The sequence below is a fragment of the Agrobacterium sp. ST15.16.024 genome (assembly GCF_027956545.1).
Taxonomy (GTDB): Bacteria; Pseudomonadota; Alphaproteobacteria; order Rhizobiales; family Rhizobiaceae; genus Agrobacterium; species Agrobacterium cucumeris.
This window is the reverse complement of record NZ_JAQKGO010000002.1, coordinates 675,535-698,325: the sequence shown is the minus strand read 5'-3', so window position 1 is coordinate 698,325 and position 22,791 is coordinate 675,535. Positions and strand designations below refer to the sequence as shown.

The 22,791-nt window shown below is 58.4% G+C and carries 22 protein-coding genes and 1 tRNA gene; 19 read left to right on the top strand and 4 right to left on the bottom strand.

The window, feature by feature from the left end:
- The first annotated feature begins 17 nt into the window (after window positions 1-17).
- The 9 genes from PL640_RS11735 (at window position 18) to glpK (ending at window position 10,146) form a co-directional block, all read left to right on the top strand.
- Window positions 18-791 carry a DeoR/GlpR family DNA-binding transcription regulator gene (locus tag PL640_RS11735; RefSeq protein WP_046799057.1) on the top strand — a complete coding sequence of 258 codons (774 nt, stop codon included), beginning with the start codon at window positions 18-20 and terminating at the stop codon, window positions 789-791.
- Window positions 792-898: 107 nt separating this feature from the next.
- Window positions 899-2,422: a glycerol-3-phosphate dehydrogenase gene (gene glpD / locus PL640_RS11730; RefSeq protein ID WP_271362034.1), complete on the top strand. Its 1,524-nt coding sequence runs from the start codon at window positions 899-901 to the stop codon at window positions 2,420-2,422.
- Window positions 2,423-2,459: 37 nt separating this feature from the next.
- Window positions 2,460-3,530 carry an ABC transporter ATP-binding protein gene (locus PL640_RS11725; RefSeq protein ID WP_271362032.1) on the top strand — a complete coding sequence of 357 codons (1,071 nt, stop codon included), beginning with the start codon at window positions 2,460-2,462 and terminating at the stop codon, window positions 3,528-3,530.
- A gap of 13 nt (window positions 3,531-3,543) precedes the next feature.
- On the top strand, window positions 3,544-4,614 hold the full coding sequence (locus tag PL640_RS11720) for an ABC transporter ATP-binding protein (RefSeq protein WP_271362030.1): 1,071 nt from the start codon (window positions 3,544-3,546) through the stop codon (window positions 4,612-4,614).
- A gap of 2 nt (window positions 4,615-4,616) precedes the next feature.
- Window positions 4,617-5,483: a carbohydrate ABC transporter permease gene (locus PL640_RS11715; RefSeq protein WP_046799053.1), complete on the top strand. Its 867-nt coding sequence runs from the start codon at window positions 4,617-4,619 to the stop codon at window positions 5,481-5,483.
- A 39-nt stretch (window positions 5,484-5,522) separates the two neighbouring features.
- Window positions 5,523-6,398, top strand: a complete 876-nt coding sequence (locus tag PL640_RS11710; RefSeq protein WP_371338318.1) for a carbohydrate ABC transporter permease — start codon at window positions 5,523-5,525, stop codon at window positions 6,396-6,398.
- A gap of 2 nt (window positions 6,399-6,400) precedes the next feature.
- Window positions 6,401-6,694, top strand: a complete 294-nt coding sequence (locus PL640_RS11705) for a DUF2160 domain-containing protein (protein ID WP_271362027.1) — start codon at window positions 6,401-6,403, stop codon at window positions 6,692-6,694.
- A gap of 75 nt (window positions 6,695-6,769) precedes the next feature.
- Window positions 6,770-8,491, top strand: a complete 1,722-nt coding sequence (locus PL640_RS11700) for an ABC transporter substrate-binding protein (RefSeq protein ID WP_142841717.1) — start codon at window positions 6,770-6,772, stop codon at window positions 8,489-8,491.
- A gap of 155 nt (window positions 8,492-8,646) precedes the next feature.
- Window positions 8,647-10,146: a glycerol kinase GlpK gene (gene glpK / locus PL640_RS11695; RefSeq protein ID WP_271362024.1), complete on the top strand. Its 1,500-nt coding sequence runs from the start codon at window positions 8,647-8,649 to the stop codon at window positions 10,144-10,146.
- Between the two features lie 55 nt (window positions 10,147-10,201).
- On the opposite strand, the gene PL640_RS11690 is transcribed toward glpK, so the two are convergent.
- On the bottom strand, window positions 10,202-11,062 hold the full coding sequence (locus PL640_RS11690) for a LysR family transcriptional regulator (RefSeq protein WP_142841715.1): 861 nt from the start codon (window positions 11,060-11,062) through the stop codon (window positions 10,202-10,204).
- A 99-nt stretch (window positions 11,063-11,161) separates the two neighbouring features.
- Here PL640_RS11690 and PL640_RS11685 point away from each other — a divergent pair, with 99 nt between their 5' ends.
- Window positions 11,162-12,181 carry a bile acid:sodium symporter family protein gene (locus PL640_RS11685; protein ID WP_271362023.1) on the top strand — a complete coding sequence of 340 codons (1,020 nt, stop codon included), beginning with the start codon at window positions 11,162-11,164 and terminating at the stop codon, window positions 12,179-12,181.
- A gap of 66 nt (window positions 12,182-12,247) precedes the next feature.
- Here the strand turns inward: PL640_RS11685 and hspL are convergent, their stop codons facing one another.
- On the bottom strand, window positions 12,248-12,730 hold the full coding sequence (gene hspL / locus PL640_RS11680) for a heat shock protein HspL (RefSeq protein ID WP_046799048.1): 483 nt from the start codon (window positions 12,728-12,730) through the stop codon (window positions 12,248-12,250).
- 222 nt (window positions 12,731-12,952) lie between these two features.
- Between hspL and PL640_RS11675 the strand changes: the two genes are divergently transcribed.
- Window positions 12,953-13,126 (top strand): hypothetical protein, encoded by a 174-nt coding sequence (locus PL640_RS11675; protein WP_193559526.1) that lies wholly within the window; start codon window positions 12,953-12,955, stop codon window positions 13,124-13,126.
- The gene (locus tag PL640_RS11670; RefSeq protein ID WP_271362022.1) at window positions 13,098-14,039 is read left to right on the top strand and encodes an alpha/beta fold hydrolase; all 942 of its coding nucleotides are present in this window, start codon (window positions 13,098-13,100) and stop codon (window positions 14,037-14,039) included. Before PL640_RS11675 ends, PL640_RS11670 begins: the two co-directional genes overlap by 29 nt.
- Window positions 14,040-14,058: 19 nt before the next feature.
- Here the strand turns inward: PL640_RS11670 and hisN are convergent, their stop codons facing one another.
- Together hisN and PL640_RS11660 are read right to left on the bottom strand one after the other, a co-directional pair.
- Window positions 14,059-14,835 carry a histidinol-phosphatase gene (gene hisN, locus PL640_RS11665; RefSeq protein ID WP_271362021.1) on the bottom strand — a complete coding sequence of 259 codons (777 nt, stop codon included), beginning with the start codon at window positions 14,833-14,835 and terminating at the stop codon, window positions 14,059-14,061.
- 333 nt (window positions 14,836-15,168) lie between these two features.
- Window positions 15,169-16,053, bottom strand: coding sequence for an N-formylglutamate amidohydrolase (locus PL640_RS11660; protein ID WP_046799046.1), 885 nt, complete (start codon window positions 16,051-16,053; stop codon window positions 15,169-15,171).
- A gap of 182 nt (window positions 16,054-16,235) precedes the next feature.
- On the opposite strand from PL640_RS11660, the gene cpdR reads away from it, so the two are divergent.
- The 7 genes from cpdR to PL640_RS11625 all read left to right on the top strand — a co-directional run bounded on the left by cpdR (window position 16,236) and on the right by PL640_RS11625 (window position 22,723).
- Window positions 16,236-16,598, top strand: coding sequence for a cell cycle two-component system response regulator CpdR (cpdR, locus tag PL640_RS11655; protein ID WP_003497910.1), 363 nt, complete (start codon window positions 16,236-16,238; stop codon window positions 16,596-16,598).
- An 82-nt stretch (window positions 16,599-16,680) separates the two neighbouring features.
- A tRNA-Val gene (locus PL640_RS11650) sits at window positions 16,681-16,755 on the top strand.
- Window positions 16,756-17,083: 328 nt separating this feature from the next.
- Window positions 17,084-18,097 carry a substrate-binding domain-containing protein gene (locus PL640_RS11645; protein ID WP_271362019.1) on the top strand — a complete coding sequence of 338 codons (1,014 nt, stop codon included), beginning with the start codon at window positions 17,084-17,086 and terminating at the stop codon, window positions 18,095-18,097.
- 69 nt (window positions 18,098-18,166) lie between these two features.
- Window positions 18,167-19,687, top strand: a complete 1,521-nt coding sequence (locus PL640_RS11640) for a sugar ABC transporter ATP-binding protein (protein WP_271362017.1) — start codon at window positions 18,167-18,169, stop codon at window positions 19,685-19,687.
- Window positions 19,688-19,699: 12 nt separating this feature from the next.
- A complete protein-coding gene (locus PL640_RS11635) occupies window positions 19,700-20,701 on the top strand; it encodes an ABC transporter permease (RefSeq protein WP_142841687.1) in 1,002 nt (333 codons plus the stop codon).
- 52 nt (window positions 20,702-20,753) lie between these two features.
- On the top strand, window positions 20,754-21,728 hold the full coding sequence (locus PL640_RS11630) for a sugar-binding transcriptional regulator (RefSeq protein WP_271362015.1): 975 nt from the start codon (window positions 20,754-20,756) through the stop codon (window positions 21,726-21,728).
- Window positions 21,725-22,723 (top strand): aldo/keto reductase, encoded by a 999-nt coding sequence (locus tag PL640_RS11625; protein WP_271362013.1) that lies wholly within the window; start codon window positions 21,725-21,727, stop codon window positions 22,721-22,723. The genes PL640_RS11630 and PL640_RS11625 overlap by 4 nt, the downstream gene beginning before the upstream one ends.
- The last annotated feature ends 68 nt before the right edge of the window (window positions 22,724-22,791 follow it).

Here is a 22,791-nt window from a genome sequence, read left to right as displayed (position 1 = left end):
AGAGGAGGGAGGGTGAAATGCTGCTCACACCGCGTCAGGATGAAATCGTTGCGCTGGCGAAAGCGAACGGGCGGGTGCTGGTCGATGAGCTGGCGGCGCGCTTTTCGGTGACCCCCCAGACAATTCGCAAGGACCTGAACGATCTCTGCGATACCAGGGTGCTGACGCGCATCCATGGCGGCGCACTTTTTCCAAGCGGCAATGAAAACGTCAAATACGAAGCGCGCCGCGCGATTGCTTCTGTTGAAAAACAGGCGATCGGAGCCGCTGCCGCTGCCCTCATTCCCAATAACTCGTCGCTTTTTATCAACATCGGCACGACGACCGAGTCGGTGGGTGAAGCTTTGGCGGACCACCACGAATTGATGGTCATCACCAACAATATCAATGTTGCCAATAGGTTGCGGGTTTTCCCGGGCATTGAAGTGGTGATTGCCGGCGGCGTGGTGCGCGGTTCCGATGGCGGCATCGTCGGTGAGGCGGCGGTCGATTTCATCCGCCAGTTCAAGGTCGATTTCGCCGTCATCGGCGTTTCGGCCATTGATGAGGACGGCGCTCTGCTGGATTTCGACTTCCGCGAGGTCAAGGTCGCGCAGGCGATCATTTCCAATGCCCGCCATGTCATTCTGGTGTCGGACTCGCTCAAATTCGAGCGGACGGCCCCGGTGCGCATCGGCCATCTTTCGCAGGTGCATACTTTTATTACCGACCATTGCCCGGTCGATTCCATCCGTTCCATCTGTGCCGATCATGACGTTCGGCTGATTGAAACCGAGGCGCGTGAGACCTGATCCAGCGCCATTGGAATTTCGTTTGACATTCGTTTTGTCTTCGAATTAGATGTCTGTGCTTTCAATATATCGATGAGGAGAGCGTCGATGAAAGCGCGGGAGAATTCATGTCTGACGAGGCAATCCACGATATTTTCGTGATCGGCGGCGGCATCAATGGCTGCGGCATTGCGCGTGATGCCGTTGGCAGGGGTTATTCCGTTGCACTTGCGGAAATGAACGATTTTGCCTCCGGCACCTCGTCCGCCGCGACCAAGCTCATCCATGGCGGTTTGCGTTATCTCGAACATTATGAGTTTCGTCTGGTGCGCGAAGCGCTGATGGAGCGCGAGGTGTTGTGGGCCATGGCGCCGCACATCATCTGGCCCATGCGTTTCGTTCTGCCGTTTCAGAAAGGTGGCGTGCGTCCGGCCTGGCTCGTGCGTCTCGGACTTTTTCTTTATGATCACCTCGGCGGCCGCAAGCTTCTGCCTGCCACCCGTTCGCTTGATCTGCGCCGCGATCCCGCCGGAAAACCGCTGAAGCCGATTTTCGCCCGCGCTTTCGAATATTCCGACGGCTGGGTGGATGATGCCCGGCTTGTGGTGCTGAACGCCCGCGATGCCGCTGATCGTGGCGCCCTGATCCTCAACCGCACGCAGGTGGTTTCCGCGCGACGCGAAGGCGCCTTCTGGCGGGTTGAAACGAAAAGTGCTGCCGGAGAAAGCGCGACCTACCGGGCACGCATGCTGGTGAATGCCGCCGGCCCCTGGGTGGACAAGGTTCTCGCTTCCACATTCGGCAAAAACAACGTGCATAATGTCCGCCTCGTGCAGGGCAGCCATATCATCGTGCGCAAGAAGTTTGCCGATCCGCGCGCCTATTTTTTCCAGAATCCGGACGGGCGCATCATCTTCGCCATCCCTTACGAACAGGACTTTACGCTGATCGGCACGACGGATCGCGACTATACCGCCGATCCCCGCGCTGTTAAGATCACTGCGGAGGAAATCAGCTATCTTTGCAGCGCGGCCAGCGAATATTTTGCCGAGCCGGTCACGCAGGACGATATCGTCTGGACCTATTCCGGCGTGCGGCCGCTGTTCGACGACGGCGCGTCGAAAGCACAGGAAGCGACCCGCGATTATGTGCTGAAAACTGATGGAGCGGAGGGCGAAGCACCTTTGCTCAATATTTTCGGCGGCAAGCTCACCACTTATCGGCGGCTTGCCGAACATGCTCTTGAAAAAATCGGCGATGCGCTGGGTGAAAAGGGCACGCCCTGGACAGCGGGTTCGCATTTGCCAGGCGGGAACTTCGGTGCCGAGGCTTACGGTGCAGAGGTTTCGGCCCTGCGGTCGCGTTATCCCTTCCTGGAAGAGCGTCATGCCGGGCGGCTCGTCCGCTGCTACGGAACGGATGCGACGGTAATGATCTGTTCTGCCACGGATGCCGCAGCGCTGGGCCATCATTTCGGTGGCACACTTTATGAGGTTGAGGTTCGCTGGCTGATGGCGCGGGAATGGGCGCTGACGGCGGAGGATATTCTGTGGCGCCGCACCAAGCAGGGGCTTTTTTTCACCCCTGAAGAGGTGCGCGGGCTGGAGGATTATATCGAAGGCATTTCAGGGGAACGCTTGAAGGCAATCTGACGATCCGATCGAAAAGCGGAGGAGGCTTTGGATCAACATGCTTGAATTGCGAAACGTCTCGAAGATGGCCGGCGGTGAATATCATATTCACCCGACCGATCTGACGTTGCAGCGCGGAAGCCTGAACGTCCTGCTTGGATCGACACTTTCGGGCAAGACGACGCTGATGCGGCTGATGGCCGGGCTGGACAAGCCGAGCGGCGGCGCGATCTTCTTTAATGGTGAGGACGTGACGGGTTGGCCGGTGCAGAAGCGCAACGTCGCCATGGTCTATCAGCAGTTCATCAACTATCCGGCGCTGAGTGTCTACGAAAACATCGCCTCGCCGATGCGGGTTGCCGGTAAAGACCAGGCAACCATTGATCGGGAGGTGAGGAAAGCCGCCGAGCTTCTGAAGCTCACGCCTTATCTCGACCGGACGCCGCTCAATCTTTCCGGTGGCCAGCAGCAGCGCACGGCGCTTGCCCGCGCCATCGTCAAGAACGCCAATCTGGTGCTGCTCGATGAGCCGTTGGCCAATCTCGATTACAAGCTGCGTGAGGAACTACGCGAGGAATTACCGCGCATTTTCGCGGAATCCGGTGCAATCTTCGTTTATGCCACCACCGAACCTTCCGAGGCGCTGCTGCTGGGTGGCAATACCGCGACGCTCAACGAGGGAAGGGTGACGCAGTTCAGCCGCACCATCGAGGTTTACCGGCATCCGGTGGATATCGTGACCGCGGAAATCTTCGCAGATCCGCCGCTTAACACCATTGAGGTCATCAAGGCCGGCAATGCTTTCACCCGTGCGGATCATGCCGTGGTCGCGGTTCCAGCCCATCTTGCCGCCATGCCGGACGGCCCGGTGACGATAGCCTTCCAGCCGCATCATCTTTTCCCTTATGCGAAGGGAGAAGCGCGGCAATCCATTCGGGCGCGAACCCTGATTTCGGAAATCGCCGGATCAGAAAGCTTCGTGCATGTGGAATTTTCGGGCCGGCGCTGGGTCATGCTGGCGCATGGCATTCACGATATCGAGCCGGACAGGGACATCGAACTGTTTCTTGATACGCGGCATTTGATGGCCTTTGACGCGAATGGCCGCGCCATCGGCAAAGCGGCTTAAAGGGAGATCGGTCATGGCTCGAATCACGCTCGATCACATCCGCCACGCCTATAACGCCAAGGCGCAGGCAGCCGGCGATTATGCCCTGAAAGAAGTGCATCACGAATGGGAGGATGGCGGGGCTTATGCGCTGCTCGGGCCTTCCGGCTGCGGCAAGACCACGCTGCTCAACATCATTTCCGGGCTGCTGCGACCGTCCGAAGGGCGTATCGCTTTCGACGGAACTGACGTGACCGATCTTGCCACCGAAGACCGCAATATCGCCCAGGTGTTCCAGTTCCCGGTCGTCTACGACACGATGACGGTCTACGACAATCTGGCCTTTCCGTTGCGCAACCGGCATGTGCCGGAAGCCGAAGTGGATCGTCGGGTGCGCGACATTCTTGAAATGACCGATCTTTCCGGCATGGCGAAACGTCATGCGCGCGGGTTGACGGCAGATCAGAAGCAGAAGATTTCGCTGGCACGCGGCCTCGTGCGTTCCGACGTCAACGCCATCCTCTTCGACGAGCCGCTGACGGTTATCGATCCGCATATGAAATGGGTGCTGCGCTCGCAGCTGAAACGGCTGCACCGGCAATCCGGCTTCACCATGGTCTACGTGACGCACGACCAGACCGAAGCGCTGACCTTCGCCGACAAGGTGGTGGTGATGTATGACGGGCAGATCGTCCAGATCGGCACGCCGGCGGAGCTTTTCGAGCGGCCAGGGCATACATTCGTTGGTTATTTCATCGGCTCGCCTGGCATGAACGTGCTGCCCGCCAGGATAGACGGCGCAACCGCTATGATCGGCGACCTCGGTGTGCCGCTTGCCGGCGTACCGAAGGTTGATGGAGCGCAGCGCATCGAGATCGGCGTTCGCCCGGAATTCATCCGGCTGGAGCGGGGCGGCATGCCGATCACCGTCGACAAGGTCGAAGATATCGGCCGGCAGAAGATCGTTCGTGCCCGGTTCGCCGGCCAGAAGCTGGCGATCGTCGTTGCCGAAGACGAGGAAATTCCGGCGGAAGCGGGTATTCGCTTCGACCCGGCCGCCATCGGCGTCTTCGCCGATTCCTGGCGTGTGAAGATGGGGGCCTGACCATGGAAAAGAGCTGGAACAACAAGGCGTGGTTCATGGTGCTGCCGGTTTTGGTACTGGTCGCCTTTTCCGCCGTCATTCCGCTGATGACCGTCGTGAACTATTCGGTGCAGGATACCTTCGGCAATAACCAGTTCTTCTGGGCGGGCACGCAATGGTTCGAAGAAATTCTGGCATCGGCCCGGTTCTGGGATGCGCTGGGGCGCAACCTGCTGTTCTCCGGCATCATCCTCGCGATTGAAATTCCGCTCGGCATTTTCATCGCGCTCAAAATGCCGAAATCCGGCATCGGCGTGCCTGTCTGCCTTGTGACGATGGCGCTGCCGCTTCTCGTGCCGTGGAACGTGGTCGGCACAATCTGGCAGGTGTTCGGGCGCAGCGATATCGGGCTGCTCGGTTATTACGCCAACCAGCTTGGGCTTGATTACAACTACGTCAATGATCCGCTCGATGCATGGATCACGGTCGTCATCATGGATGTCTGGCACTGGACGAGCCTCGTCGTGCTGCTCTGCTATGCCAGCCTCGTTTCCATTCCGGATGCCTATTACCAGGCGGCCAGGATCGATGGAGCATCGCGTTTCGCCGTATTCCGGTTCATCCAGCTGCCGAAGATGAAGCGCGTGCTGCTCATCGCCTTCCTGCTGCGCTTCATGGACAGTTTCATGATCTATACCGAGCCTTTCGTCGTCACTGGCGGCGGCCCGGGCAATTCCACCACCTTCCTGTCCATCGATCTCGTGAAGATGGCGCTCGGCCAGTTTGACCTGGGCCCTGCAGCAGCCATGTCGCTGATCTACTTCCTCATCATCCTGCTGTTGTCCTGGGTGTTCTACACCGTGATGACCAGCCACGACGCGGAGACTTGAGACATGAGCGCCTCTGATGTCACCACAAGCGTGGAACGGATGGGAAATTCCCCGGTGAAAGCTGCCTCGGCGGGATTGTCGGGCCTTGCGGCACGATCGCGCCGCCGCCATGGGCCATCGCGTTTTTCCTGGCTGGTGCCGACGATCTACATCATTCTTCTGCTGGTGCCGATCTATTGGCTCGTCAATATGAGCTTTAAGACGAATGCGGAAATCGTCTCGTCCATGACGCTTTATCCGCACCAGCCGACGCTGCAGAACTACCGGACGATCTTCACCGATTCCTCCTGGTATTCGGGCTACATCAACTCGATCATCTACGTCGTGATGAACATGGTGATCTCGGTTGCAGCGGCACTTCCGGCGGCCTATGCCTTCTCGCGTTACCGTTTTCTCGGTGACAAGCACCTGTTCTTCTGGCTTTTGACCAACCGCATGGCGCCGCCGGCGGTGTTCGCGTTACCCTTCTTCCAGCTTTATTCGGCATTCGGGCTGATCGACACGCATATTGCTGTGGCGCTGGCGCATTGCCTGTTCAACGTGCCGCTGGCGGTGTGGATCCTCGAAGGCTTCATGTCGGGCGTGCCGAAGGAAATCGACGAAACCGCCTATATTGACGGCTATTCCTTCCCGAAGTTCTTCGTGAAGATTTTCATGCCGCTCATCGCTTCCGGCATCGGTGTGGCCTGCTTCTTCAGCTTCATGTTCTCGTGGGTCGAGCTTCTGATCGCCCGTACGCTGACGACGACGGACGCCAAGCCGATCGCCGCGACGATGACGCGAACCGTGTCCGCCGCCGGCATGGATTGGGGCCTGCTTGCCGCCGCCGGTGTGCTGACACTCATTCCGGGTGCGCTGGTGATCTGGTTCGTGCGCAATTACATCGCCAAGGGCTTTGCGCTGGGGAGGGTTTGACCATGATAAAGATGCCCGATTTTACCTGGATGGCGTGGACTTGGGCTACGGCCGCATTTTTCTGCGCCATCGCCGCGCTGCTCGTCGGCATGTGGGTTTGGGAATATTTTTCGCCCGGCGGCAATCCCCGTTTCGGCCTCTTGCGCTTTGAAACCACGCGCGGCGACCGGTTGTTCATTTCGCTGCTCGGCAGCGCCTTCATTCATCTCGCATGGCTCGGGCTGGTCGGTCCGAACCTGTGGTGGGCTCTCGCTCTGTCCGTGGTCTACGCCATCGGCGTTTTCCGTTTCGTTTAGAGCAGAAAGAACGGTGCGGCGGAGGAAAACCGCACTGGAGGACTTCATGCAATCGCAACCCCTGGGAGGACTGATATGCGACGGCATCTGATGACGACGACGGCAGCCATGCTGCTGGCAATGACAGGTTCCGCTTTCGCCGGAATGGAGGAAGCAAAGCAGTTTCTGGACAAGGAAATCGGCGATATGTCGTCGCTTTCCCGTGCGGATCAGGAGAAGGAACTGCAATGGTTTATCGATGCCGCGAAACCTTTCGCCGGCATGGACATCAAGGTCGTTTCTGAATCCCTGACCACGCATGAATATGAATCGAAAGTTCTGGCGCCGGCCTTTACCGCCATTACCGGCATCAAGGTCACGCATGACATCATCCAGGAAGGTGACGTTGTCGAAAAGATCCAGACGCAGATGCAGACCGGCCAGAACCTTTATGACGGTTGGGTCAACGACAGCGATCTCATCGGTACCCATTGGCGCTACCAGCAGGTGCGCAACCTGACCGACTTCATGGCCAATGAAGGCAAGGACGTCACCAATCCTGGTCTCGACCTCAAGGATTTCATCGGCAGCGCCTTTACAACGGCACCGGACAAGAAACTCTACCAGCTTCCCGACCAGCAGTTCGCGAACCTTTACTGGTTCCGGTACGACTGGTTCAACGACGACAAGAACAAGGCCGATTTCAAGGCCAAATACGGCTACGACCTCGGCGTGCCGGTCAACTGGTCGGCTTATGAGGATATCGCCGAATTCTTCACCGGCCGCGATGTCGGCGGCAAGAAGGTCTTCGGCCATATGGACTATGGCAAGAAGGACCCGTCGCTTGGCTGGCGCTTCACCGATGCCTGGCTCTCCATGGCTGGCAACGGCGACAAGGGTCTGCCGAACGGCCTGCCGGTCGATGAATGGGGTATCAAGGTCAACGACAAGTCGCAGCCCGTCGGTTCCTGCGTGGCGCGCGGTGGTGATACCAACGGTCCGGCTTCGGTCTATTCCATCGAGAAATATCTCGAATGGCTGAAGAAATACGCGCCGCCGGAAGCACAGGGCATGACCTTCTCCGAATCCGGGCCGGTGCCGGCGCAGGGTAACATTGCCCAGCAGATCTTCTGGTACACGGCCTTCACCGCCGATATGGCCAAACCCGGCCTGCCTGTTGTGAACGAGGACGGCTCGCCGAAATGGCGCGTCGCACCTTCGCCGCATGGCGTCTACTGGAAGGACGGCATGAAGCTCGGTTATCAGGATGTGGGTTCGTGGACATTGATGAAATCCACCCCCGACGACCGCGCCAAGGCGGCTTGGCTTTACGCGCAGTTCGTGACCTCCAAGACGGTGGATGTGAAGAAGAGCCATGTGGGTCTCACCTTCATTCGTGACAGCACCATCCATCACCAGAGCTTCACGGATCGGGCTGCCAAGCTCGGCGGTCTGATCGAGTTTTATCGCTCGCCGGCCCGCGTGCAATGGTCACCAACCGGCACCAACGTTCCTGATTATCCGAAGCTGGCGCAGCTGTGGTGGCAGGCAATCGGCGATGCGTCGTCGGGTGCGAAAACCGCACAGGCAGCCATGGACTCGCTCTGCGCCGAGCAGGAAAAGGTCATGGCCCGTATCGAGCGCGCCGGTGTTCAGGGTGATATCGGCCCGAAACTGGCGGAAGAGCATGATATCGACTACTGGAACAAGGACGCCGTTTCGAAGGGCAATCTGGCTCCGCAGCTGAAGATCGCCAACGAAAAGGAAAAGCCGGTCACCGTCAATTACGACGAACTGGTCAAAAGCTGGCAGAAGTAATCTCTGCGTGACATGAAGCATTTTCAGTAAAAGTGCGTAGCGGTTTTACGTCCGGAAAATGCGTGAAAACAAAGATACAGAGTACGTCTGACGACGTGCTCTGAAACCGGGGCGGCTTTGCCGCCCCGTCATTGCGTCTGAAAGGGAGTTACATAATGGGCGGTTATATTCTGGCGATTGATCAGGGAACGACATCGACACGGTCGATGGTCTTTGATCGCGACATGCGGGTCATCGGTGTCGGACAGCGAGAATTTCCGCAACATTTCCCGACCTCGGGCTGGGTGGAACATGATGCCGAGGATATCTGGAAAAGCGTGCTTGAAACAATCCGGCTGGCGCTCGCCGATGCCGGCATCGCCGCTTCCGATATCGAGGCTATCGGCATTACCAACCAGCGCGAAACGACAGTGCTCTGGGACCGCAACACGGGTGAAGCCGTACACCGTGCCGTGGTCTGGCAGGATCGGCGCGCCGCACCCATCTGCGAGGACCTGAAACGCCGTGGCCTGGAGCCGTTGTTTTCGAAAAAGACCGGCCTGCTGCTCGATCCCTATTTTTCCGGTACCAAGCTGAAATGGATTCTGGACAGCGTCAGCGGCCTCCGCGAAAAGGCGGTGAGGGGTGACATCTGCTTCGGCACGGTCGACAGTTTCCTGATCTACCGTCTCACCGGCGGTCGTCGCCATGTGACCGACGCCACCAATGCCTCTCGGACCTTGATCTACAATATTGAGGACAATGCCTGGGATGACGAGCTGCTGTCGGTCCTCGACATTCCCCGCGCCATGCTGCCGGAGGTGCTGGATTGCGCCGCTGATTTCGGCGTGACGGACAAGGCGCTTCTAGGCGCAGAAATCCCGATCCTCGGTGTTGCCGGCGATCAGCAGGCAGCTGTCATCGGCAATGCCTGCTTCGAACCGGGCATGATGAAATCAACCTATGGCACCGGCTGCTTCGCGCTTCTCAATACCGGCACGGATCGCGTCGCTTCCACCAACCGGCTGCTTACGACGATTGCTTACCGTCTCGATGGTGTGACGACCTATGCGCTCGAAGGTTCGATCTTCATTGCCGGTGCGGCGGTGCAATGGCTGCGTGACGAGCTGGGTTTCATCTCGGTCGCCTCTGAAGTCAGCGCGCTTGCCGAAAAGGCCGATCCCAATCAGCGTGTCTATCTGGTGCCGGCCTTCACCGGCCTTGGTGCGCCCTATTGGGATGCTGATGCGCGCGGAGCGATCTTCGGCCTGACACGTGGAACAGGACCTGCGGAATTCGCACGTGCTGCGCTGGAAAGCGTTGCCTATCAGACGTTTGACCTGCTGGATGCCATGCGCAAGGACTGGGCGGGTGACAATGGCAAGACGGTGCTGAGGGTCGATGGCGGCATGGTTGCCTCTGACTGGACGATGCAGAGGCTGGCCGATGTTCTCGCCGCACCGGTAGACCGGCCGGTCTTTCTGGAGACGACCATTCTGGGCGCCGCGTGGCTCGCTGCATCGCGTGCGGGCATCTGGCCGGATCGTGAAGCCTTCGCAGCCCATTGGAAACGTGACCGCCGTTTCGCTCCTGACATGGACGAGGCGGAGCGGAAAAACGCCATCGCCGGCTGGCGTGACAGTGTCGGCCGGTGCCTTTCACGGCGGGAAAACTAGAGCATTTCCAGCAAAAGTGTGAAGCGGTTTTGCGTCCGGAAATGCGTCAGGGAAGCTATACGAAGCTGCCTGGCGCGATGCTCTTGCTGGACACGAGATCGGAAAGGGCGCGCACCAGTTTGGTATCGGTGCCCTTGCTCGGCTGAAGCACGAATTCCACGTCTTCGAGCGCCGGCAGCACATCCGCCGCAATCTCCTTGAGACCGGCGGGCGCCATGCTGCGTGGCTGCACCAGAATGCCCATGCCCGCTCTTGCAGCAGCCGTCAGCCCGCTGAGACTGCCGCAGGTGCAGACGATGCGCCAGGAGAGACCAGCGCGGTCAAGCGCTTCCTGCGCCGCCTTTCTGGTAATGCTCGGCGGCGGAAAGGCGATCAGCGGCAGGGCGTCCGGCTGGTTCAGCATGCGCTCGGGGTCACGCGCCAGCCACACCAGCGGTTCGCGATAGAGGAAGTGTCCGAGCTTGTCGCCAAGACGGCGTTTGGCCAGCACCACATCCAGTTCGCCATTATCCTGCATCTGGTAAAGCACGCCGCTCAGCGAAACCGTCAGTTCCAAATCCACCAGAGGATAAAGACGGATGAATTCTTCCAGAATGGCCGTCAGCCGGCTGGCGACGAAATCTTCGGATACACCAAGCCTCAGCCGTCCGCGCAGGCGGCTTTCGCTGAAGAGCGAAGAGACCTTGCTGTCGATGTCGAGCATATTGCGGGCATAACCGAGCAGTGCCTCGCCCTCACCGGTCAGTTTCACCTGATGGGTGCTGCGCGCAATCAGTCGACGACCAAGCGAGGCCTCCAGCCGTTGAATATGCTGGCTGACGGTGGATTGGCCGACACCCAGTCGCTCGGCGGCCAGCGTGAAGCTGCCGGTTTGCTGCAGCATGACGAAGCTGGCTAGATGTTGAAGGTTCAGCATTATCTCAAATCATGATAACTGTTAGTCTTTGAATTCGAATTCATGATTAGCGATAGTGGCTGACATTTCAAGCAAAACTGATGCCGGAAAGATTTTCCCATGACCCGCTTCTTGCCTGACCGCTTCACCATGATGTTGGTGGCCACCGTGATTTTGGCTTCCTTTCTGCCCATCAGCGGTCAGCCGGCGGAATATTTCGGCCTTGCGACGAAGCTGGCGATTGCGCTTCTGTTCTTCCTGCATGGTGCGCGACTTTCGCGGGATGTGGTGATTGCCGGCATCCTGCACTGGCGTCTGCATCTGGCGATCCTGCTCGTCACTTTCGGCCTTTTCCCGTTGCTGGGCGTGGCGATCGGTTTCATTCCCGAAAACATCCTGCCGGCGCCGCTTTATATGGGCGTGCTGTTTCTCTGTGTCCTGCCATCCACTGTGCAATCCTCCATCGCTTTCACCTCCATGGCGGGCGGAAACGTGCCGGCGGCGATCTGCTCGGCTTCGGCATCGAATATTTTCGGCATGTTCCTGACGCCATTGCTGGTTGGCCTGCTGTTTACGGTCGGCGGCCATGGCAACGGGTTTTCGCTGGACGCGTTCCTGCAAATTTTCCTGCAGCTGTTGTTGCCTTTCATCGTCGGTCAGGTGTTGCAGCCGTGGATTGGCGACTGGATCCGAGCGCGCAAAAAACTGCTGTCTCCCGTTGATCGCGGCTCGATCTTGATGGTTGTCTATCTCGCTTTTTCCGATGCTGTCATCGAGGGTATCTGGCAGACGTTTTCCCTGCGCGACATCGGCGTGGTCATTGTCATCAACATCGTGCTTCTGGCGTTTGTCCTCTGCGTGACGATGTTCGGCAGCCGGGCGCTTGGTTTCAACAAGGCGGATGAAATCACCATCACCTTCTGCGGGTCCAAGAAGAGCCTCGCCAGTGGTGTGCCCATGGCGGGCGCGATCTTTGCCGGCCAGAGCATTGGCGCTATCGTTCTGCCAATCATGCTCTTCCATCAGATTCAGCTGATGGTCTGCGCTGTGCTGGCCCAGCGTTATGCCCGCAAGGCCCATGAAAAGGCAGCAATAACCGAAACGTCTGCCGCAGAAGGCGCGGCGGCATCCACCCGCTGACACAAAAATTTCTGCAAACAAAAACGGCCCCGTGAAGGGGCCGTTCCGATTTCATTTCAGGATAGTTTAGTTGACCTGAGCCGGCGTGATTTGGGCTTCGATCGTCTTCGGCGCATCGGCGCTGTCGGACGAGATCGCGATGCGGCGCGGCTTCATGGCTTCCGGAATATTGCGGACGAGATCAATGTGGAGCAGGCCGTTCTTTAAGGACGCGGTCTGGACTTCGACGTGGTCGGCAAGCTGGAAGCGGCGTTCGAAAGCGCGCGTGGCGATGCCGCGATACAGGAATTCGCCTTCGGATGACTTCTCGTCCCCGGACTTCTCAGCCTTCACCGTCAGCGCATTGGCGCGGGATTCAATGCTGAGTTCGGTCTCATCGAAACCGGCAACAGCCATGGTGATACGATAGGTGTTTTCACCCGTCCGCTCGATATTATAGGGCGGATAGGACTGGGCCTGTTCGGGCTGGCCGAGGCCGTCAAGCATCGAGAAAAGACGGTCAAAGCCAACGGTGGAGCGATAGAGGGGGGAAAAATCGACGTGACGCATGGTGTCCTCCTAAGAAGCGACTGTTTGCGGTTAAATCCGGCGTCCCGTTCTGGCAACGGCCGGACATAGGGCGCGGTCCCGTTCTGGCGACCGCATGAAGGAGATGGGAATGGCTTGAGCCTGCGTCAAGGGGTGGTCACAACATGAACCATGGCTGAACATCCGGTTCCGGCATCGTTCAGTTTGAGCGCCATAAAACTGCGGTCATCGGAGACATTCTCCGTGGACAGAAGCAATAACGTCCCTTCTTCTTCTGTCTTACTGGCCGGAACCGCGACTGCTTTAACCGACGGTTCCGGCAATTTTTTCTTTGACCTTCTGTCGCCGCCGACCTATCCGAAAAGAGTTGAAAAGCCGGAAAAGACCGATGATCGAAGCCACATTGCGCGTCAGTGAAGATAACCCGGTTCCCGGCAACCATACCGTCGGATATTTTGCCGGCCATCGCGGAAAGCAGCTTCGATATGCGATCTTTCGCGCCAGCCGCCATATTGCCCGCGGAACGGTGGTTCTTCTGCACGGCCGCAACGAGTGTATCGAGAAATATTTCGAAACGATTGCCGATCTGACGGCCATGGGCTTCTGGGTCGCGACCTTCGACACGCGCGGGCAGGGCGGTTCTGAACGGCTGCTGAAGAGGCCGGGCGCCGGGCATGTTCGGCGGTTTTCCGACTATCAGCGCGATATCAGCCTGTTTCTCGAGCAGGTGGTGTTGCCGGATACGCGGCTGCCGTTCTTCATGATCGCGCATTCCACCGGTGCGCTTGCAGCACTTGCGGCGGCACCCGACCTGTCCAACCGGATAGACCGTCTGGCGCTTTGCTCGCCATTCATCGAGCTGGACAGCCAGCAATCCATTCCCTCGTCCGTCATCCGGCTTGTCTCGACGGCCTTGAGTCTCATCGGCCTCGGAAAAATTCAGCTCGGCAAGGATCAACGTGAGCGGGATTTCGATGGCAACCCGCTGACCTCGGATGCGAAGCGTTTTGCGCGAAATCTATCGCTGCACCGGCAATTTCCGGAACTGTTCATCGGTGCGCCAACGGCGCGCTGGGTCTATGAAGCCTTGAAGGCCATGGCGCGGGTGACCCGTCAGGATCATCTGACGAACATCACCATTCCCACCCTCATTCTGGCGCCGATGCTGGATACGATTACGCCCTATAAGGCGCAGGAAGAACTCTCGCGCAATTTCCGGGCGGCACAGCTTCTTCCCGTTACTGGTGCACGCCATGAGCTGTTGCATGAGCGCGATGTTTTCCGCAAACAGGCGCTCGCGGCCATCGACGCGTTTTTCGCGCCGGAGTGATGGCGGCTCAGCCAGGTTCCTAGAGTTTCGAGAGAATGGCCAGGGCTTCTTCGTGCACGGCCCCGGAACCGGCTGCCAGAATGCGCCCGCCATTTTCCGGGCGCCCGCCATCCCAGTTGGTCATGATACCGCCAGCCTGTTCGATCACCGGGATCAATGCGCCGACATCATAGGGCTTCAGACCGGATTCGATCACCAGATCAACATGGCCGGCGGCCAGCAGGCAATAGGCGTAACAATCCACACCGTAGCGGAAAAGGCGGACCTGTTTCTCTACCTTTTCATAAAGCGGCTTTTCTTCTGCGGTGAAGATATGCGGGGTGGTGGTGAACAGCACCGCATCGGACAGAGACGCGCAATCACGCGTGCGGATTTTCTTTTCGCCATCGGGTCCGAAATACCAGGCACTTTCACCATCCGCGAAATAACGCTCTTTCGTGAAGGGCTGGTCCATGATGCCCATCGTGGCGCGGCCGGCTGACTGGAAACCAATCAGCGTGCCCCAGACCGGCACGCCGGAAATGAAGGCGCGGGTACCGTCGATCGGATCGATGACCCAGATATGGTCGCGGTCGAGACCGACATTACCGTGTTCTTCGCCAAGAATGCCGTGCTGCGGAAAATGCTCTTCGATGAGCGCGCGAATGGCGGTTTCTGCTGCCTGATCGCCTTCCGTCACCGGATCATAGCCGCCATCCTGCTTGTTGGTGACGGCAATACCTGTGCGAAAGCGGGGAAGCGTTTCAGCACTGGCTGCATCGGCAAGTTTGAAGAAGAAATTCCGGTCGGGCAGCATGCGAAACCTCATTGCCTGGATGGTGGAGCCTGAATGATGTGGCCTGAATTGCGTGGCGAAATGCATAGACCGGAATCACATCCGCCGTCCACTCGTATGGATGCGGAGCCGGTGTTTCCATATTTTCGGCATAAGTCTAAAAAATAGGCATAAAATAAAATGATTGACAATTGTGCACGTACTGCGTAGCGTGACCCTGCAGTCTTTGACTGTAAATACCCTCCTTGGGTGTTTCCTCCCTAGACTTGACCGCGCCAAAAGCGCGGTTTTTTTTGCCCGGCATGCCGCCAGACGGTCTCGTCTAAAGATTTGAAATATCGGGAATTTGACGCGTTATTCGGCGGCGAGCGAGGTCTCGATCGCGTATTCCGAAACGAAAGCGCCGAGCTGGCGCATGAAGATTTCCAGCGATGCCTGAATGGCCGGAAAATCGGCTTTCTTCGAAAGCGTCTTCTCATCGACGTAAAGCGACCGGTTGACCTCGATCTGCAGCGCGTGGAGGGAGCGAATGGGCCGGCCGTAATGTTCGGTGATGAAGCCGCCGGCATAAGGCTTGTTGCAGACCGCGATGAAGCCCAGCTCCTCCAGGAAATGCAGGGCGGCGCGGGAGACTTCCTGGGATGCGCTGGTGCCGTATCGATCGCCGATGATCACATCCGGCCGGAGGTTCGAGCCGGCGACGCGGATATTGCCGGGCATGGAATGGCAATCAATCAGCACCGCCATGCCGAAATTGGCATGGGTGCGTGAAAGCAGCCGGCGCAGGCAGGCGTGGTAGGGTTTATAGATCGTCTCAATCCGCGAGAGTGCCTCATCGACCGGCAGGCGGTGAGCATAGATATCCATATTTTCGGCGACGATGCGCGGCACCGTGCCCAAGCCGCCGGCAACCCGCATGGAGCCGATATTGGCATAAGGCGGCAGGGTGCCTTCGAACATGCGCGGATCGAGCTCGTAGGGCTCGCGATTGACGTCGAGATAGGCGCGGGGAAAATTCGCTTTCAGAAGCGGCGCGCCGATCTCAGGCGCGGCGGCGAAAAGCTCATCGACGAAATGATCTTCCGAGCGGCGAATCTCATGTGAATCCAGCCGCGCCGATTCGAGGAAGGAAATGGGATAACAGCGGCCGCTATGGGGTGAATTATAGACGAATGGCAGGGTTTGAACGGCAGGCTCCGTTACTTCAAACAACTCATATTCGCCCGTTACCCAGTCCATTCAGACCCATTTACCATGTCACAAACTATCAGGACGTTCATGTTGCCAGTTACCGTGCAGCAAGTCCATACTATCGCCAAAGCAGCGCTATACCGATTCACGTGTTCACAGGATATTTACCGTGAAAATCCTATAATCGGGCTAGGGTATTCCAAACATTGAGCAGTTACGGTCACTTAACCATGAATCAAAAAATTCTTCTTGCTGAAGACGACAACGATATGCGCCGCTTCCTCGTCAAGGCGCTGGAAAAAGCCGGTTATAAGGTTTCTTCCTTCGATAATGGCGCAAGCGCTTACGACCGGCTTCGCGAAGAGCCTTTTTCGCTGCTGCTGACCGATATCGTCATGCCTGAAATGGATGGCATAGAACTCGCGCGACGCGCGACCGAACTCGACCCGGACCTGAAAGTCATGTTCATCACCGGCTTTGCCGCGGTCGCGCTGAATGCCGATTCGAAGGCTCCGAAGGACGCCAAGGTGCTTTCCAAGCCGTTCCACCTGCGCGATCTGGTGGATGAGGTCAACAAACTCCTTGTGGCGTAAGGCCTCTTAAAAAACCTTCACAAAACCGAAAAAAAGCAGTTGACGCATGAACCGGTTTTGTGGTCTATCCGCCGCCAACGGAGGGCGTGTAGCTCAGCGGGAGAGCACTACGTTGACATCGTAGGGGTCACAGGTTCAATCCCTGTCACGCCCACCATCCGAATTCATGAAAAGGGTTTCTGAGTGATCAGAAACCCTTTCTTCGTTTCTGGCCTGCGCCAATTCAATCTCCCCACATGATCCGCAAGAGGTTTTCACAACGTTTCGAAGCGTGAATATCCGCAAGCGGCAGATTGCCCCCGATGGGACCTTATCGCCAACCTTCCCCGATAACGTTTGTGTTGATCGCAATAAATTTCACATAATAAAATAAAATTCAAACCGCATTGACGCCCCCTCGGTTTGCGGATATCTCAATGGTCATGCAATAAATTACAAAGTTCAAAATTTATTGCGGACTAGCTCATTGTCCTTGGGAGGGGAATATGTTGGCTTTTCTGAAATCGACCGTTGCCGCGGGTGTTTTTGCCGTGGCGGTTTCCGCTGGCGTGGCTTCACCGGCCGCCGCTGCGGGCAAATTCGCCTGCGAACCGGGTGAGACCTATGTGATGAATGTCATGGTTTCCAGCCACCCCTATTGGGTGCCGGTCTTTGAAGGGTTCAAGCAGGCCGCCAAGGCGCTTGGCTGTGAGGCTGTTTTCACTGGCACGCCCGAATATGACATCACCAAGCAGATCGCGTCCTTCGAACAGGAACTGGTGAAAAAGCCGAAAGGCATTTTGCTGCATCCAATGCAGGCTGATCCCTTCATCGAACCGATCAACAAGGCTATTGCCTCAGGTGTGTCGGTGACGACTTTCGCGGCTGACTCTCCGAAGTCGAAGCGCACCGCCTATATCACCTCGGACAATGTTGCCGAGGCGAAATTTGCGGCTGATGAAATCGTCAAGAAGATCGGCGAAAAAGGCGAATATGCGGTTCTGGAAAATCCGGGTCAGAGCAACCACGATCTGCGCGTCACCGCCCTCATCGATTATATGGGGCGCACCTACCCGCAGATGAAACTGGTCGGCCGCCAGGCGACCAATCAGGATTCGAACCTCGCCTATCAGGCAACCGGCGCATTGTTGCAGGCCAACCCCAATCTGGGCGCCCTGTGGATTCCCGAGGCCGGTTCGGCCGAAGGCGCGACGGCCGCTGTTCTGGAGGCAAAGAAGAAGGTTCTGATCCTGCATGCGGACATCACGCCTGCGACGCTCGAGCATATCAAGCAGGGCAATATCTACATGTCCATCAACCCCAACCAGGGCGTTCAGGGCTTCATGGGTTTCATGAACACCTTCCTCGGCGCCCATTCGGACCTGATTGACCCGTTCAACGACTATAAGGTGTCGGGCTTCAACCCGATGCAGGTTCCGTCGATGGACAATGGTTTTGCCGTGATCACCAAGGCGAATGCCGCTTCCTTTGATCTCAACGACTATATGAAGGGGCGCTGACGCGTCGCCCTTGAACCGGCGGGGTTTGAGCCTCGCCGGTCAAATGGGAAGCAGCTTCGGGAGGGCGTTATGGGCGAGGTCATCCTCAGCATGACGAATATTCATAAGGCGTTCGGCCCCGTGCGGGCGTTGCGCAGTGCTGCACTCGAGTTGCGGCGGGGTGAAATCCACGCGCTGGCGGGTGAAAACGGTGCCGGCAAGTCGACGTTGATGCATATTATCGATGGCATTCTGCAGCCGGATGGCGGCGAAATCCTGCTGGACGGCAAACCGGTGCGGATATCTTCGCCCAATGCGGCGAACCGGCTCGGCATCGGTTTTGTCCATCAGGAGATTGCCCTTTGCCCGGAAATTTCGGTTGCCGAGAACATGTTCATGTCGGAGACCGGCCAAAGCCGCTCCCTGTTCATGAATTATCGCGATCTCGGCAAGCGGGCGGCAACCATCCTGCGGGAAATTGGTGATATCGACCCCGCCAGCCGCGCCGGTGATCTGTCGATCTCGCAACAGCAGATAGTCGAAATCGCCAAGGCGCTGACGCTGGATTGCCGTATCCTGATCCTGGATGAGCCGACGGCGGCTCTGACCGAAACTGAAGCACAGACGCTTTTCCGGATCATGCATCGGCTGGCGGAACGCGGGATTGCCATCATCTATATCTCGCACCGGATGGCAGAGATTTTCGAGCATTGCGACCGCATCACTGTCATGCGCGACGGTTGTCACATCAAGACGGCGAATATCGCGGAGATCTCCCCGGAGGAGGTCGTCAACAGCATGGTCGGGCGGGTTCTGGACAAGCTTTATCCGCCGAAACTCTCGGAAGATGAAAAGTCGGACGATGTCATTCTGTCCGTTCGGGGATTGAACGAAGGAAAACGGGTTTTCGATGTCGATTTCGATCTGCGTCGCGGTGAAATCCTCGGTCTTGCCGGTTTGATCGGTGCGGGCCGAAGCGAGATCGCACGAGCGGTTTGCCGGCTGGAAGGGAAACCCAGCGGCGAAGTTACACTGCGCGGCCGGCCGCTGAGGCTGAAGGATTATCGCGACAGCATCCGCGAGGGGCTGGTCTATCTGTCCGAGGATCGCAAGGGTGACGGGCTTTTCCTCAATATGTCCATTGCCGAAAATGTCTCGGCGCTCGATGTCGGCAGGATATCGAACGGCATGGGCTTCATCGAGCGGCGCAAGGAAATGAAGCGCGCCGATGAGTTGGGCAAGCGGCTGAAATTGCGGGCCAATAGCGTCGGCGACGCTGTCTCCACCTTGAGCGGCGGCAACCAGCAGAAAGTGGCTCTTGCAAAGATGCTCTCGGTGGAACCCGAGGTCATCTTTCTGGATGAACCGACACGGGGGGTGGATGTGGGTGCAAAGGCCGAAATCCACCGCCAGATACGGGAACTGGCGCGCGAAGGCGTCGGAGTGGTGGTCATATCCTCGGAGCTGCCGGAACTCATCGGCGTCAGCGATCGCGTGCTGGTCGTGCGCGAAGGGCGCATTGCCGGTGAGGTGCAGGGAGAGGACATGACGGAGGAGAAGATCATGCAGCTTGCATCGATCAATATTGTGCATAGCCCGGCCGGGGCCTGAGGGAGCGGGAAAATGGCAACATCGGAAACACCTTCAAGCCTTGCCGAGACGGCGGTTCGCCGTACTGCCTGGTGGGAGCCGGCGCTGAAAGCACGCGAAACCGGACTGATCGTCATCATCCTCGCGCTTTTTGCGGTGATGTCGTTCATATCACCGTATTTTCTGACCGTGGACAATCTGCGGGCCATGGCCATGGTTTTCGCCATCGAAAGCATCGTCGTGGTCGGCATGACGATCCTGTTGATCTCCGGTGGTATCGATCTGTCAGTTGGTTCCGTCACGGCACTTGCCATGGTCGCGGCCGGCTGGCTGTTCCTCAACGGTGTCGATCCCTGGGTGGCGGCCGGACTGGCGATCTGCCTCACCACATTGGTCGGCATGGCCATGGGCTTCCTAACAACGGTTATCGGCCTGCATCATTTCATTGTGTCGCTGGGCGTAATGGTGATTGCCCGCGGTGTCTGCCTGCTGGCAACGGGTGGCCGACCGCTCGGGCTCTTTTCCCTGCCGCCGGAATTCAAGTTCATCGGCCAGGGCGCGCTTGGTGGCATTCCGCTGGTGCTGATCATCTTCGCGGTGGTGGTGGTCTCGTTCGATCTATTGCTGCGGCGCACGACCGCCTTCCGCAAGGTGTTCTATACCGGCAGCAATCCCAAGGCGGCGGCCTATTCCGGCATCCGCGTCGGTCGGGTGGTCTTCGCCACCACCACGCTGTGTTCGATGCTGGCCGGCGTCGCAGGCGTGATCTACATGGCTCGCTTCGGGTCCGCCCAGCCAAGCTTCGGCATCGGCATGGAACTCAACGTGATTGCCGCGGCGGTCATCGGCGGCGCCAGCCTTTCGGGCGGCTCGGGCACCATTCTCGGGGCAATTCTCGGGGCAATCCTCCTGTCGGTGGTTTCCAGCTCGCTTGCCTTGCTTAACGTGTCTGTCTACTGGCAGGACATTATCAGGGGCAGCATATTGCTGACGGCGGTTCTGTTCGACCACTATCTGGTCAGGCGTCGCCGCTGAGCGCCCATCGAGCGCGCATTGAACGCCCGAAGGTAACTGGAGAAAGACGATCATGCTGGATATCAAGGACGACTTCGATCAACAGAGACAGGTGTATTCCGTCCTCGTGCTGCATTTCATCGAGGGTGTAAAACAGTCGGAGATCGCTGAGCGGCTCAATCTTTCCCACACCAAGGTAAACCGCATGATTGCCGCCGGCCGCAAGGCCGGCATGGTGAAGATCACCATCGCCAGCCCCTATCAGCGGCTGGTGGATCTCGAAAACGAGATCACCCGCCGTTTCGGTCTCAGACAGTCGGTGGTGACGCCGACGGTTTCCGATAATCCCGAAACCGCGCTGCAGATGGTCGGGCGGGTGGCCGCCAATCATTTGCTGGAGACGATCCGGGACGGTGACGTGATCGCGATTACCGGCGGCAAGGCGGTAAGCGCGGTTGTCGACAACCTGGAGGCGGAGCGCCGCTTCGATGTGCGGGTGGTGCCGCTGACCGGCGGTGTGCAGGGCAAACATTATACGGATGTGAACCATCTCGCCACGCAGCTGGCGGAAAAGCTCGGCGGCAGCGCCTCGCTTCTGCATGCGCCGCTGTTTGCCGAGGATGAGGAACAGCGTGATCTCTTGATGAATGTCGCATCGATCCGCGAAGTGTTTGATCTGGCGCGGCAGGCGCAGGTGGCGCTGGTCGGCATCGGTTCGGTGGAGGCGCCGGGTTCCGGTTATTACGATCTTCTGCCGGATGTGGCCCGCGGCGGGCAGGCGCTGGTGGATGCGGGCATTGCCGGGGAATTCCTCGCCCACCTCACCATGGCGGACGGGCAGCTGGCGCGGATCGATCTCAACTCGCGCGTTGTGGCGCTGGACCCCGGGCAGCTTGCCCGGTGCCCGAACATCATTGGTGTGGCGGCAGGCGCCATCAAGGCAGGACCGGTGGCGGCCACGCTTGCCGGCCGATATCTGACGTCGCTCGTCGTGGACGAGGCGATTGCTGGCTATTTACTGGATCAGGAAGAAGGGGAAACTTCGTGACGGACAATGCTATATTGACCCGGACGATTGGCGGCAGTGGCATCAGCGCTTCAGTCGTGGGGCTTGGCACCTGGGCGATTGGTGGCTGGATGTGGGGCGGCACTGATGAGCGGCAGTCCATAGCCGCCATTCAAGCCTCCATCGATGCCGGCATTTCCCTCATCGATACCGCACCGGCCTATGGCATGGGGCTTGCGGAAACCATTGTCGGCAAGGCGATTGCCGGCCGGCGCGACAAGGTGGTGCTCGTCACCAAATGCGGCCTCGTCTGGCATGTGAACGAGGGCGCTTATTTCTTCCATCAGGATGGCAAGCCCGTTCACCGTTATCTCGGCGCGGCGTCGATCCGGCATGAGGTTGAAGAAAGCCTTAAGCGGCTCGGAACCGATTATATCGACCACTACGTTACCCATTGGCAGGACGCCACGACCCCGATTGCCGAAACGGTTGAGGCTTTGGTGCGGCTGAAGGAGGAGGGAAAGATACGCTCGATCGGGGCAAGCAATGTCTCGCCTGGCGATCTTGAGGCCTATATCGACACTGGTGCGCTCGATGCCATTCAGGAAGAATATTCCATGGTGAAACGGGACATCGAAACGACGCTCCTGCCTCTGTGCGGAAAGAATGCCGTTTCCGTACTCAGCTATTCCTCGCTGGCGCTTGGTCTGCTGTCGGGCAAGGTCGGGCCTGATCGGGTATTTGCAGAGGATGATCAACGCCGCGGCAACCCCCGTTTCAGCCAGTCGAACCGTCAGAAGATCGCCCGGTTGATGGGTGCGCTGGAGCCGGTGGCGGCCGGGCATGGGGCCTCGGTCGCGCAGGTGGTGATTGCCTGGACGATTGCTCAGCCAGGCATCACATTTTCACTGTGCGGTGCGCGTGATCCTGCTCAGGCGGTTGAAAACGCCGCGGCAGCCCGCCTGCGCCTCACGGACAGTGAAGTGGCTCTCATCAGCGCCGGCGTCGCCGAGCATCTTGTGGGGCTTGATAGCTGAACACGTAGTCGGGACGGGTCTTACGGCGAATAGCACATAATTTTCGCTGCCCGTCTTTCCTGTCGCTT